The sequence below is a fragment of the Bartonella queenslandensis genome, assembly GCF_018155095.1.
Lineage (GTDB): Bacteria > Pseudomonadota > Alphaproteobacteria > Rhizobiales > Rhizobiaceae > Bartonella > Bartonella queenslandensis_B.
The window spans coordinates 197,319-210,901 of sequence record NZ_NAAI01000001.1 but is presented as its reverse complement, the minus strand read 5'-3'; the positions used below and the strand labels follow the sequence as shown (position 1 = coordinate 210,901).

Here is a 13,583-nt window from a genome sequence, read left to right as displayed (position 1 = left end):
TCATATGGTCATACAGAAAGTAACGGATGAAGGTGCTCTGGGGCAACGTCTTGATCAGTGGCTTGCAAAAGAATATCATAATGTGCTCTCACGTTCACGTTTGCAAACCCTCATCCGTGAAGGGTGTCTTAAAATTGATGGTCAATTCATAAAGGAACCAAAAACAAAATTAAAACCGAACCAAATAATTGAATTGGAAATGCCTAGCCTTCGTGATGCAGAACCTAGCGCTGAAGCCATTGCATTGGACATTCTTTTTGAGGATGATCATGTCATCGTTATTAACAAACCAGCGGGTCTTGTTGTTCACCCTGGGAACGGCAATTGGACTGGTACATTGGTTAATGCCCTTATTTACCACTGTGGGAATAGTTTATCTGGTATAGGTGGTGTTAAACGCCCTGGCATTGTCCATCGTCTTGATAAAAATACAAGCGGTGTTATGATTATTGCAAAAAATGATCTCGCTCACAAGAGTCTCAGTGCTCAATTTTCTGATCATGGACGTACCTGCGCACTAGATCGACGTTATCATGCCTTAATTTGGGGGACACCTCACCGCAATACTTGGACAATTGATGCACCACTTGGCCGTTCGCCCCATAACCGAACAAAGCAAGCTGTCGTCCATAACCAAAACCCTCATGCTCGTCATGCTGTTACACATTTTTCTCTGCTTGAAAAATATGGTACTCATGCAGACTTAACATCTTTTGCTAGCCTTCTGGAATGTCGTCTGGAAACCGGACGCACCCATCAAATCCGTGTTCATATGGCTCATATCGGACATCCACTCATAGGTGATACGGTTTATGGAAACGCTTTTAAAACAAAATCAAATACACTCAATCCCACTATTAAAAATGCAATCGATCAATTCAACCGACACGCACTCCATGCCACAAGTCTTACTTTTGAACATCCTTCTTCTGGAAAAGTTATGTCGTTTTCTGCACCAATGCCACAAGATATGGCTCAACTTATTAAGCATTTAAAAAAAATGAATTGAAACTTTTTTCCGTCTCAAGATTTCACAATAAAATATCTTTTTTTGAACAAAATTGAAAAATATGCTAAAGTGAAGTTACAAGGATAGTTGGCTATCTTAAACGGAGAATTTGCCTTATCAGGGAATTCAGATAAAAGGAGGGTGCTATATGGCCCATATAAATTTGTTATCAGTCATCACAGGTGATGGTGGATTAAACCGTTACTTGGAAGAGGTGCGTCGTTTTCCGATACTTGAGCCAAAAGAAGAATACATGTTAGCTCAACGTTACCGTGAGCATAATGACTTAAAAGCTGCACATAAGCTGGTTACCAGTCATTTGCGTCTTGTCGCTAAAATTGCGATGGGATATCGTGGCTATGGACTTCCGATTGGAGAAGTCATTTCAGAAGGCAATATTGGACTTATGCAAGCCGTTAAACGTTTTGAACCAGAGCGTGGTTTTCGTCTTGCGACCTATGCAATATGGTGGATTAAAGCATCAATCCAAGAGTATGTCTTGCGATCTTGGAGTTTGGTGAAAATGGGGACAACAGCTAATCAAAAGCGTTTATTTTTCAACCTTCGTAAGTTAAAAAATAAGCTTCAAGCACTTGATAGCGGTGATCTCAATGCAGAACAAGTAAAAGAAATTGCGACCCAATTGAATGTCACAGAAGATGAAGTTGTATCGATGAATCGCCGACTTGGGGGTGATACTTCACTTAATGCGTCCCTTCGCACGAAAGAAGGAGAAAGCAGCGAATTGCAAGATTGGTTGGTGGATGAATCTAACAATCAAGAACAAGTTTTAATGGAAAAAAGTGAATTGGAAAATCGTCGTTCCATGCTTGTCAATGCTATGGACAATCTCAGTGACCGCGAAAGGCGTATATTCAAAGCGCGTCGTTTAAACGATATACCTTTAACTCTAGAAGAACTCTCTGGTGAATTTAATATTAGTCGAGAACGAGTAAGACAAATTGAAATGCGTGCATTTGAAAAAGTACAAAACTCTATCAGAGATTCTGCTTTATCTCAAAGTCAAATATAAGACTCTAGAATTAGGTATAAAGCCAATTGCTTGCACATTCTTCAATTGAAAGTAAGAAAAGCATTTATTGGCTTTATACTGGTAAATGAATCTCGCACATTCTTTGAGTTATTGGCGTGTAAGCTTTATTGAACACATCCAAGTATAACCGATAAAAACGGATGGGAAGAAATAATCTTTTATCTTATTTTCATCTATGTTTTATTTTTTTGACCAAGAACTGTTAACTTATCTTGTTGCGCAAGCCATTGTCCAATAACTTCATTAAAGATAGACTCACCTGTTGGTCCTTTTGCAAAAGTTAATTCATTGATACGTCCATTTTTATCCGTTAACACCAAACGTATCCAGTCTAATTTTCGCATCAATTGTAAATTTCGGTCAAGAAATGGATGATTACCACTTAATGCAACAAGAAAAAAATCATCTTTAATTTTTGCTGCGATAGTCCTTGTTAAAGCCTGCCCAATGGATTGTTCACTTGCTTTAAAGGTTAATGCTTGAACATTGCTTATAGATTTACCTGAGAACTTATCAGAAAGAATAAAAATAAGATCCATAATATATGCAGCGGGAAATGACCGATCGGTATTACGACGTAAAATTAACCGTAATGATAATCCTTCATCGGGAATTTTTATATCACCTTGTATAGCCATTTCTTCCGGAGCTCCCTTTACATGAGATTCCCTTATAAGCGTCCAACGAGCACTTCCCGTTGCTACCTTTTCTGCATCATCACTTGTACGTGCTTGATAAAAAACAGCTTCACCTGATTTTTCAAGCGATTGTAAATTACTGGCAACAACTGTTGATATTCCTTCTTCATCAGAAGAATCTGCTGCTTGTTTTAAACCAACATCAACTTCACTTCCATCCTCTAATAAACGCTGTGTTAACTTTCTTTTAACCGAAAGTGCCTTTGGTAACCCATGAGAAACTTGAAGATTTTCTCCTAACAACTGATGATCATTTGATACAAATACACGCCCACCAATAAATAAAATACCAACAGTTAAAACAACAAAACTCACAACAGAAACAGCGCTTATCATAATACGTCTTTGCACCAATGATTTATTAGCACGACGTAAAGCTTGAGAAAAAATATGTGAAACAATATGCGGATTATCTTCTTGTGAAGAAGAAACCTTTAACGTACAGCGATTAACATGCTCAGAAGGAAAATAAGCTTCCATATTAACAGGTTCTGCCTCTGGCATATCTAATACACAAGGATCATCACCCCCCTTGTTATCCTTTGAACATATCACAAAATCCTGCTTGCTTTTTTTGTTTACCACTGAAAATTCATTATTCTTTGGTAATATATTGTCTTTTGTATATTTTTTATCTTCATTTATATTTGTGGGATTCCATCCAATAACTGAAGAGAGCAACTTCTTTTCAACTGCTAAATATTCTTCTTCAACAGTTGTAATAGAATTTTTAAGAATTTTTCTTTGCTCATCTGCTATTGCTTGCGGTATTTTCGCTGTTAAAAATTGATGTTCTAATGTTTCGATAGCCCGTTTATAAATCCGCTTGCGCACTTGTGGTGTAACATTATTTTGCGCATTAATTGCCTTTTTTAAGATTCCAACGAAATCTACCATTTCCTCTATAATCTCTCTTAAACTGAGAAAAGAAATCTCAACCCTACAGCCAAAAAACCTTTTAGCCTCATAAATTAATTGTCATTTATATTGGTGCAACTATCGTAATAATGTAAAATGAATATGAAAAATAAACAATGTTATTTTACACCTTTCTCTCACACGCTCTTAAAAATGCTCTTCGTTAAAAGATATAGAAATGGAAAAAGAATCTATATAGAAACCTAAAAAACAATAATCAATTTGCAAAGGGATCAGCAATAAGAATAGTATCTTCACGTTCCGGACTTGTAGATAATAAAGCCACTTTTGTATTAATCAATTCTTCGATATAGCGTATATATTTAACAGCCTGCACTGGTAAATCTTCCCATCTCAATGTATGGGCCGTTTTTTCCTTCCAACCTTCTAATGTTTCATAAATAGGCTTTACACGGGCTTGAGCTCCCATGGAAGAAGGTAAATAGTCAATTTTTCTGCCATCAAGCTCATAACCAATACAAATTTTTATTTCATCCATACCATCTAGAACATCAAGTTTTGTCAATGCTATACCTTGAACACCACAAATTGCTACCATCTGACGGACTAAAACGGCATCAAACCAACCACATCGACGCTTTCGACCCGTTACAACACCAAATTCATGTCCACGTGTCCCAAGAAATTCACCAATATCATTTATCTGCTCTGTCGGAAACGGCCCTTCTCCAACACGTGTGGTATAAGCTTTTGCAATACCCAAAACATAATGAATGGCCCTAGGCCCCATCCCAGATCCTGTACATGCCTGCCCAGCAACTGTATTCGATGATGTTACATAAGGATAAGTTCCAAAATCATTATCGAGTAAAGCACCTTGCGCCCCTTCAAAAAGAATGTGCTTTCCCTCTCGATAACCTTCATCTAAAAGACGCCATGTACTATCCATAAAGGGCAGAATTTTATCTGCAACTTGCATCAATTCATCATAAAGCGCTTGAGAATCAATCTCTGCAACCCCCATCCCACGACGCAAAGCATTATGATGCCTCAAAAGCCGCTCAATTTTAGCCATAAGCGTATCTTTTTCTGCTAAATCCATCACTCGGATAGCTCGACGTCCCACCTTATCTTCATAAGCCGGCCCAATACCACGCTTTGTTGTCCCAATCTTTAAACCTGATAAACCGCTTTCTCGAATCGCATCAAGATCACGATGCAAAGAAAGAATTAAAGGAGCATTTTCAGCAATCCGTAAAATTTCTGGTGTAATTTTTACACCCTGATCACATAACTTTTTTAATTCTGCAACAAAATGATGAGGATCAACAACGACACCGTTACCAATGATTGATAACTTCCCACGAACTAAACCAGACGGTAAAAGTGATAATTTATAACTCACTCCATCAATAACCAATGTGTGGCCAGCATTGTGTCCGCCCTGATATCTCACAACGATATCTGCCCGCTCAGACAACCAATCTACAATTTTACCTTTGCCTTCATCACCCCATTGTGTACCGACAACAACTACATTGGCCATAACTTTCTCCGTCGTGTTTGGTCAAAAACCAGCATTCAAAAACAAATACTTCTTCATAACGAAACCTTAGAGCAAGTGCGACTCCTCATTTCAGGTTTTTCTCAATCTTCAAGTAATTAAATTTTCAAATCTATGATAATAAAGATAAGCAAACACCAAAATATTCTAAATCTGTCATTTTTGCTACAAAAAGTAAAAAAATTAGAGATTTTAATTTGTGCTTTACCCAAAACCTTGCAAAGTATTCACTTCCCTTCTTAATCTTTTATAATTTATATCAATTATTTAGAAGTTGCATATCAATCATTTAAAAATTGTTTGTCTAATACAAGAATACGAAAGATCATCATAATCTCTCGTATCATTTTTTCTGTTTAAAAACACGGTGTAAAAATCACCAGTCATTATTTAAAGCTCTGCTTTTTCAACTTGGAACGCCCATTCAAGCCATTGTGTTAAAATTTCAAGATCGGAAGCCTCAATCGTTATACCCGCCCAAATTCGAAGCCCAGGAGGAGCATCGCGATACGAACCGATATCATAAGCAACACCTTCCTCATCAAGACGCCTTACAACCGCTTTTATAAAAGATATTCGCTTTTCAATATCTAAAGCAGTAATCACTGGATCCACAATATCTAAACAAATAGATGTGTTAGAACGTACCTCAGGATCTTTTGCCAAATATTCTAACCATGGTGTTTTACGAACAAAAGCATCGAGTACAGAAGAGTTCTTCTCAACCCGTGCTCTTAATGCCGCTGCACCTCCGAGAGACTTTGCCCACTTCAACCCATCAAGAAAATCCTCAACACAAAGCATAGAAGGCGTATTGATGATCTTTCCTTTAAAAATATCTTCATTCAATTTTCCATTTTTTGTCATACAGAAAAGCTGAGGCATAGGCCAAGCTGGAACATGATTCTCAAGCCTCTCAACAGCACGAGGACTTAAAATCACCATGCCATGTGCTGCTTCACCTCCCAAAACTTTTTGCCACGAAAAAGTAACAACATCCAATTTTGAAAAATCAAGATATTGTGCAAAAGCTGCTGATGTTGCATCACAAATAGTCAATCCTGACCGCTCATCCGGAATGAAATCCGCATTAGGAATACGCACACCGGAAGTTGTCCCATTCCATGTAAAAACAACATCACGATCAAAATTAAGTTGGGTTAAATCTGGTATTTCACCATATGGGGCTTCAAAACGGCGCACATCAGAAAGTTTTAATTGTTCAACAACATCTTTATTCCACCCAAATCCAAAACTTTCCCACGCCGCCATATCAACGCCACGCTCACCTAATAAAGACCATAAAGAAGCTTCAACAGCACCGGTATCTGATCCTGGCACAATTCCTATACGATGATCAGAAGGAACCTCAAGAATTTCACGGGTTAAATTAACAACTTCAGCAAGCTTTAACTCTGCTTCTCTCGATCTATGCGAACGTCCAACTAATGCATTTTTAAGAACATCAAAAGTCCAACCTGGCCGTTTGCTACAAGGACCTGAAGAAAAATTCGTATTCTTGGGACGACTGCTTGGTTTTTGTAACATTATCATTATTTCTCCCCTTTTAGATGTTTTTCTTCCTTTATAAAGAAAAACAAATTGTTATAAAGACTAATCAAAAGTCTTTTTAGAAAAAAATCAAAAATGTTTTCTATTATTTTGTAGGCTTTAAAATCACGGAAACTTTGTAAAACAATCTTTCTAAATCATGCCTCTCTATTGATTCTTTTAATTTTTTTCGTATCATCACCACGATAAGATAGCATTCTGATAACGATACATTAACGTATCATAATATACCTATCAAGTTTATTTTATGATAAAGATTCATTGATACCTCTCCGGAATAGGGAGAAAAACTGATTAAAAAATCAATTATTTTTCTTTTGATGACTGGACAGAGAAAATTTTAATGTTATAACCGCACACGCTCTATATTTTTTATGAGGCATGCCCAGATAGCTCAGTAGGTAGAGCAGCGGACTGAAAATCCGCGTGTCCGTGGTTCGAATCCGCGTCTGGGCACCACTTTTTTGTTTCTAATAACTCATATTTTGACTGTTTTTTTTAAGTGTGGGGCCCCAAATAAAAGTAAGAGAATAGGATTTTGCAATATGCCTTTTAATTATTGTGAATCAGGATTTATTTTTGAGGTGTTTTGTTGATTTGTGCACTCTAAACTTTTTCATTTCTAACAAGATGAATCCTTAAAAAATCTTTCTACGATTATTATACTTCAACGTTAATTTGGTCTTGGAATTTTTTGATAGTGTGCGTCATATTCATGGTATTATCTGTATCAAAGTTATCCTCGATAATAATTACTCTTTCTAAGAAATATGAAACACCTACTACAAAATTATTGAAAGTATCAAAGGAAGCTCGTGTTTTTATAAAAGTTTTTTTAATTTATATTAAGTCGTTGTAAATATACAATGTGTTGATTATGTCATCATAATTTGTTGTTTTATATGTTGAATGAGAAACCTGAATATCGTAGATCTTTCATTTAAAATCACTTGCTTACACATCACAAGGGTGGCTAGTAAGTGGATAGGAAACATTTTATGAACCATCTCAGAGCCAAGAGCTATAACAAAACATTGGTAACTGACAAAAGTGTACGAGGGTATCGACTTGCTCCTTCTTAACTGTAAAGATGCTGATATCCTAGTATATATTATTCGCAGAGGCTTTAGCATTACACTATTCATAAGCATCATCACAAGCATCATCACAAAATTGGTGTGATGTACTCTAAAAGATGCCTTTTTAAAGCAAACTCATAAATTGAAGCAACAAGTATATCGCGTTTGAATTGTTCTCTTTGTAAATAAGAGACATCACTCTATTAAAGAACGTGAAACATAAAAGCATAATTTCCATTATTAAAAAGATATTGATGTGGGGGCTTTTGAAAGTCAGAAAACCAAATTAAAAGGAAATGATCAATCGATTGGTTGCTTCGCATCTACCCCACATCATTTGCTCTAAAAATTTTATGAAATTGACACTCATCCATCTTAAAAAGATTAAAATACTTATACCACTCTTTCAACGAAGTAAAAACTTAAAAATCAATTAGCGCAAAGTTCAAAAATAATTATTGCAAATAACCTAATCATTCTCATCATTTTATAAAATATTATTATTTTTTTAATATTACTATAAAAACTTACTTAAGTCCATCTTTAATGCTTACATACTATAAACTATTTCTATAGTAGATAAAATTTTTAGAATATTAATATACATAATTTGTTTATTAAATATAGATATATTATTATTTATAATAATGATAATAAAATTATTCCTAAAAAAAACAAATAATCTACCATTTAAATATAGAAAATATTGAATAATATAAATACATTCCCAAATTAGTATATACGTGTTTTGCTTTTTGAAAAAAAGATATCATATTTTCCCAAAATAAATTATGCTTACCAGGATGAGATGGTAAAATAATTTTATTTAATAAAAAATTGCTCTGTTTACTAAGAAGTAGATCTGATGAAGAAATAGTATGAGTAATAGTAAAATATGATTCTTCTTGAAAAGATGTACGTTCAGATGCTTTCACTGTAGATAAAAAAATTAATAATATAGCACATAGAGTAAATAGATACTTTAAAATCATTTTTATAATTTCCCTCACTTAATAAATATTCATAATGAAATTAACATAGATATATTTTTGTGTCTATATTATATTTTAATAAAAACATATTTCTTTGTAAATTTATTTTAATAAACCATTAAAATATATGAAAAATTGAAAAATAATATTATTTAATACGTGAAATAATGAGCTTTTTAAATACCAATATATTATTTTATAAGATATACTGTATAATTTAAATTTAGAATTTATAATAAATTATTTATTTTCTATATATTATATTTCATTAAAACACAAAAACAAGACAAAAATATTTTGTATTATTACTATTTGTGTTCTACTTTTCTCATGTACTGTAATACAAAACTTCATTCAAGAATCAGAACTACCCTTTCTCGAAATGAATGAGAGGAACAGTTTTTTTAATGGTAAGTGCTACAAAAGATGCAATCAGCACCTTCAAAAAACCACCAATTAAAAAACCTAATGAACTTATTAAAACTGTTAGCAAAGGCACTTGTATCATATACGCTGTCCATGGAATACCAAAAGCATAGACAACGCCTATACCACCCACAGTATTTATCAAGAATAAGAGTATAAAATTTAAGCGCTGCCAAAATAACTCAACCAATAAGCCAATGAAAAATGCAGCAAAAGGAAAACTGATGAGATAACCACTCGTAACTCCTGAAAAAACACTCATTCCACCACGACCTCCTGGCAATAGAGGCAATCCAATCGCAACAAGTATAAGAAAAAGGAGCGATGCGAGAGCCCCCCTTTTTGCCCCAAGTATAGACCCTGCTAACATCGGTCCCATCGACTGAGCTGTAATAGGGACTCCTAGAAGAAAAGGAAGATAAACAGGAGGGAAAAGACTTAAAACAGCATAAATAGCAGCAAACAAAGCTATATAGACTAAATCTTTTGTATTCACTGGACTATCCCCTTCATTATGGTAAAGCTTTAGTTATTATCGTATAATTAATCAAAAATATCAGCTTTCTAAAAGCATACTTCCAATGCCTTAGATATCAAGAAAAATATTATAATAATATTACTTATATGAATCATTTTAGATTCTACAATGTTTAATTATATCATAAATGACTATATATTTAAACTTAATAGACTTGCGATGATCTATAAACATCACATAATAGCAACATGACAAAATGATACATTTATTTTAGCTTATTATTTTTTATTAACTGTATGGCATTATAATAATACATTCAAAATAAAACCTATTTTTTCTTTGAATAAATGAGCGGAACAGATCTTTTAATTGCAAGTGCAACAAAGGATGCAATCAATACTTTTAAACAATCACCTATCAAAAAACCTGAGGAAGCGATTAAAACTTTCAGTAAAGAAACTTTAGTCATATATGCTGTCCATGGAATACCAAAAGCATAGACAATTCCTATACCGCCCACAGTATTTATCAAGAATAAGAGTATAAAATTTAACCGCTGCCAAAACAACTCTACCATTAAACCAATAAAAAATGCGGAAAATGGAAAACCTATCAAATAACCACTAGCAATCCCTGAAAAGACACTTATCCCACCACGACCTCCTGGCAATAGAGGCAATCCAATCGCAACAAGTATAAGAAAAAGGAGCGATGCGAGAGCCCCCCTTTTTGCCCCAAGTATAGACCCTGCTAACATCGGTCCTATCGACTGAGCTGTAATAGGGACTCCTAGAAGAAAAGGAAGATAAACAGGAGGGAAAAGACTTAAAACAGCATAAATAGCAGCAAATAAAGCTATGTAGACTAAATCTTTAGTATTCATTTGATTCTTCCTTTACTACAAAAAACTTGGATTATTATGAGATGCTGTATCAATAGTATCAGCATCATAAGAACGCGCTTCCAATGCTTCAGCCACTTCTGAAGCCATCCTTATGGTCCGTATAATTAAAGGTATTGCAAGAGCAACAATGTTAGTATTAAGTCCCCGTGCTTGCTGTGCTTCATGGACCTCATGAAACTTTTCACTTAAAAGAGGAATAAACCTGATTGCCATAGAGATAACAATACTCACTTTTGATGGATTTATACCAAAACAACGAAAAGGCCGAAGCCCTACTTCAATTGCATCCACCATATCTGAAACTTTTGTTGTGAATGAAATGAGTGATGATAAAGAAAAAAGGACAACAAGACGTAATATAACCTCAACTCCTGTAAGCCAGCCGCCAAAAATAGTTTGAAATAAAAATAGAAGAATTAAAAGCAATCCCATCGATTTAAATTGCTTTATCACAGTACTAAAAGGAACCTTAGCAACTCTATAGAATAAGATAACAAACAATAAAAAGAGTCCAAGAAGTGGTATGGATGAAACCATTATTATAAAAGTTCCACATACTGTAAGAAATAATAACTTAACGCTAGGACTTAACCTATGAATAAATGTATCCCTTGAAATATATAAACCGATCATGACATTCTTCTTATATACTCCTTGATAGCAACAAAAGGTACATCATCTATTGCTATCTCCCCCTTATCAAAAACCAGTACTCTATCAAACTTTTTCAAAAACTCCAAATCATGCGATACAACTATTGCCGTTTGTGGTAATTCTTCTATCACTTGCGTAACGCGATGTTTATTTCGCAAATCAAGTAATGTCGTCGGCTCATCAAAAATAATGTAATCTGGTTTCATGGCAACTACGCTGGAAATAGCAACGAGTTGTTTTTGCCCACCACTTAATAAATGAACAGCGTGATTTCTGAAATCTTGAAGTTCATAGCGCTGTAAAATTTCATCTACACGTTCCTTAATTTCATCTTTACTAAGCTTCAAATTTTTAAGGCCAAAGGATAAATCTTCTTCAACTAATGGTAAAACAATCTGATTATCAGGGTTTTGAAAAACAAATCCAACTTTACGCTTTACCGCTTTCGCATCGCGTTTGGTATCGAGTCCATCAACGCTTACAAAACCGTGAGATGGTAATTGGAGCCCATTGATAAGACGAACAAATGTACTTTTTCCAGAACCATTTGCACCAATAACAGCAATCCGTCTTTCGGTAAGTTGTACAGTAATATTCTTTAAAACACACAACTCACCAAAGACTTGTGCCACATTATCAAATTTTATAAGCCCCAAGATTTATTCCAATCAGTCACTTTGATTAGCTTTTCTTTCGCTATCGTTTCAGTTTATAACCTAAAAGTAAAAACAAGCACCATAGAGGAATAATAATGACTGCCAAACTCATATCAGGCATCTGCACTGGAATATATGACCTAAGAAAAGATGCCTTTATTCCTATCATCTCAAACAGTTGAGCTATGAATCCATTTTGTCCAAAACCACTTATAAACATTATACAAAATAATAAAACAAGAAAGCATAAGCAAAAATAGTTAGCGTAAGGATATAAACCAAAAGCATAAATAAACGGCTCTTTTTTGTCCCTATGAGCCTTTCGAAACTTCAAATGAACAATAACAATCATGCCCCAAGTAATAACCGCTGCTGCTGTAGCAAGAGCCATGATCCGCATAAAACTATTATTGGGAATAAGAGCATTAACGATGATAATAATCGCAGTACAGATTGATGAAAATAGGATAGCAACATAAGGAACGCGTGCAGAATTAAGTTTACTAAAAATATGGGGTGCATTTTTTTGTATAGCTAAACCGTAAAGCATACGGCCATTAGAATAAATACCACTATTATAAACTGAAATAGCTGCCATAATAACCACAAAATTCAAAATATGACCCGCAGCTGGAATTCCTATCGTCTCAAAAATTGTTACAAAAGGACTCCCGTTTTTCTCAATTATATTCCACGGATTGAGCATCATAATAACACTAATAGAACCAACATAAAAAATTACAATTCTCCACATAACCTTACGAATAGCTGTGGGAATTGTTTTTGTTGGATTTGATACTTCTCCAGCAGCAACACCAATCAGCTCTGTTCCCCCAAAAGAAAACATCACCACACATGTAGCTAAAATAACTCCCTCTATCCCATAAGGGAAAAAACCACCATATTCCCAAAGACGATGAATGCCTACTTGATATCCACCTATTCTAGTGACAATAAGAAAAATTCCAAAAATAATCATACCAACAACGGCTGCAACTTTAATCAAAGCCAAACCAAATTCAAATTCACCGTAAAAACGAACATTCAACAAATTGATCAATGTCACACACACAAGAACAACAAAAGATGACTTCCAATGATCAATCAAAATCCAATGATCTAAATAAAATCCAATCACTGTAAGTTCGGTCATACTGACCAGAATATAAAGAAACCAATAATTCCAACCTGTTATAAAACCTGCTAAACTTCCCCAATATTTATAAGCAAAAAAACTAAAAGCACCCGATGTAGGTTCTTCTACTGACATTTCACCAAGCATTCGCATGATGAAATAAATAATAAGGCCCCCAAAAAGATAAGCGAGAATAGTCGAAGGACCCGCCAATTTTATAGATTCTGTTGAACCATAAAAAAGACCCGTTCCAATAACGCCTCCTAAAGCAATCATTTGAATATGACGATTTTGAAGATTACGTTTTAATTCATTGTTCTTTTTGTTAAACATCATGCCTCGTTACTTTTGTTGAAGCTAACCTCAACTTTTATCGAAAAAATTATGCACCTTTTTCAAAAAGCACAACACAAACGTAAATTTATTTTCTTGTAATAATGCAACTCCTTATTTTTCTATGCATTATACGTATGTCCTGTTAAA

10 protein-coding genes and 1 tRNA gene are annotated in these 13,583 nt (G+C 34.5%); 3 read left to right on the top strand and 8 right to left on the bottom strand.

Annotation, left to right across the window (positions count from 1 at the left end; genetic code table 11):
- Window positions 1-4 precede the first annotated feature (4 nt).
- Complete coding sequence (locus B5V81_RS00775; RefSeq protein WP_212111241.1) at window positions 5-1,009, top strand: RluA family pseudouridine synthase; 1,005 nt, start codon at window positions 5-7, stop codon at window positions 1,007-1,009.
- Window positions 1,010-1,157: 148 nt separating this feature from the next.
- Window positions 1,158-2,042 carry an RNA polymerase sigma factor RpoH gene (gene rpoH / locus B5V81_RS00770; protein WP_212111240.1) on the top strand — a complete coding sequence of 295 codons (885 nt, stop codon included), beginning with the start codon at window positions 1,158-1,160 and terminating at the stop codon, window positions 2,040-2,042.
- Between the two features lie 194 nt (window positions 2,043-2,236).
- Here rpoH and B5V81_RS00765 read toward each other — a convergent pair whose 3' ends face one another.
- The 3 genes from B5V81_RS00765 to B5V81_RS00755 form a co-directional block, all read right to left on the bottom strand.
- Complete coding sequence (locus B5V81_RS00765) at window positions 2,237-3,658, bottom strand: hypothetical protein (RefSeq protein ID WP_212111238.1); 1,422 nt, start codon at window positions 3,656-3,658, stop codon at window positions 2,237-2,239.
- A gap of 238 nt (window positions 3,659-3,896) precedes the next feature.
- A complete protein-coding gene (locus tag B5V81_RS00760; RefSeq protein ID WP_212111236.1) occupies window positions 3,897-5,186 on the bottom strand; it encodes an adenylosuccinate synthase in 1,290 nt (429 codons plus the stop codon).
- A 408-nt stretch (window positions 5,187-5,594) separates the two neighbouring features.
- Complete coding sequence (locus B5V81_RS00755) at window positions 5,595-6,758, bottom strand: phosphoserine transaminase (RefSeq protein ID WP_212111235.1); 1,164 nt, start codon at window positions 6,756-6,758, stop codon at window positions 5,595-5,597.
- Between the two features lie 401 nt (window positions 6,759-7,159).
- Here B5V81_RS00755 and B5V81_RS00750 point away from each other — a divergent pair.
- Window positions 7,160-7,235: transfer RNA gene (locus B5V81_RS00750), tRNA-Phe, on the top strand.
- A gap of 1,979 nt (window positions 7,236-9,214) precedes the next feature.
- Here the strand turns inward: B5V81_RS00750 and B5V81_RS00745 are convergent.
- The 5 genes from B5V81_RS00745 to B5V81_RS00725 form a co-directional block, all read right to left on the bottom strand.
- The gene (locus B5V81_RS00745; RefSeq protein WP_212111234.1) at window positions 9,215-9,769 is read right to left on the bottom strand and encodes a biotin transporter BioY; all 555 of its coding nucleotides are present in this window, start codon (window positions 9,767-9,769) and stop codon (window positions 9,215-9,217) included.
- Between the two features lie 310 nt (window positions 9,770-10,079).
- The gene (locus B5V81_RS00740; protein WP_212111233.1) at window positions 10,080-10,634 is read right to left on the bottom strand and encodes a biotin transporter BioY; all 555 of its coding nucleotides are present in this window, start codon (window positions 10,632-10,634) and stop codon (window positions 10,080-10,082) included.
- A gap of 15 nt (window positions 10,635-10,649) precedes the next feature.
- Window positions 10,650-11,288: an energy-coupling factor transporter transmembrane component T family protein gene (locus B5V81_RS00735; protein ID WP_212111232.1), complete on the bottom strand. Its 639-nt coding sequence runs from the start codon at window positions 11,286-11,288 to the stop codon at window positions 10,650-10,652.
- Window positions 11,285-11,965, bottom strand: coding sequence for an energy-coupling factor ABC transporter ATP-binding protein (locus tag B5V81_RS00730; RefSeq protein ID WP_212111231.1), 681 nt, complete (start codon window positions 11,963-11,965; stop codon window positions 11,285-11,287). The genes B5V81_RS00735 and B5V81_RS00730 overlap by 4 nt, the downstream gene beginning before the upstream one ends.
- Window positions 11,966-12,005: 40 nt before the next feature.
- Complete coding sequence (locus tag B5V81_RS00725) at window positions 12,006-13,433, bottom strand: amino acid permease (protein ID WP_212111423.1); 1,428 nt, start codon at window positions 13,431-13,433, stop codon at window positions 12,006-12,008.
- Window positions 13,434-13,583: the final 150 nt, after the last annotated feature.

Excerpts from the sequence above, each read along its gene's own strand:
- B5V81_RS00775 (WP_212111241.1), top strand. The coding sequence starts at position 5 with ATGGTCATACAGAAAGTAACGGATGAAGGTGCTCTGGGGCAACGTCTT.
- rpoH (WP_212111240.1), top strand. The coding sequence starts at position 1,158 with ATGGCCCATATAAATTTGTTATCAGTCATCACAGGTGATGGTGGATTA.
- B5V81_RS00765 (WP_212111238.1), bottom strand. The coding sequence starts at position 3,658 with ATGGTAGATTTCGTTGGAATCTTAAAAAAGGCAATTAATGCGCAAAAT.
- B5V81_RS00760 (WP_212111236.1), bottom strand. The coding sequence starts at position 5,186 with ATGGCCAATGTAGTTGTTGTCGGTACACAATGGGGTGATGAAGGCAAA.
- B5V81_RS00755 (WP_212111235.1), bottom strand. The coding sequence starts at position 6,758 with ATGATAATGTTACAAAAACCAAGCAGTCGTCCCAAGAATACGAATTTT.
- B5V81_RS00740 (WP_212111233.1), bottom strand. The coding sequence starts at position 10,634 with ATGAATACTAAAGATTTAGTCTACATAGCTTTATTTGCTGCTATTTAT.
- B5V81_RS00735 (WP_212111232.1), bottom strand. The coding sequence starts at position 11,288 with ATGATCGGTTTATATATTTCAAGGGATACATTTATTCATAGGTTAAGT.
- B5V81_RS00725 (WP_212111423.1), bottom strand. The coding sequence starts at position 13,433 with ATGTTTAACAAAAAGAACAATGAATTAAAACGTAATCTTCAAAATCGT.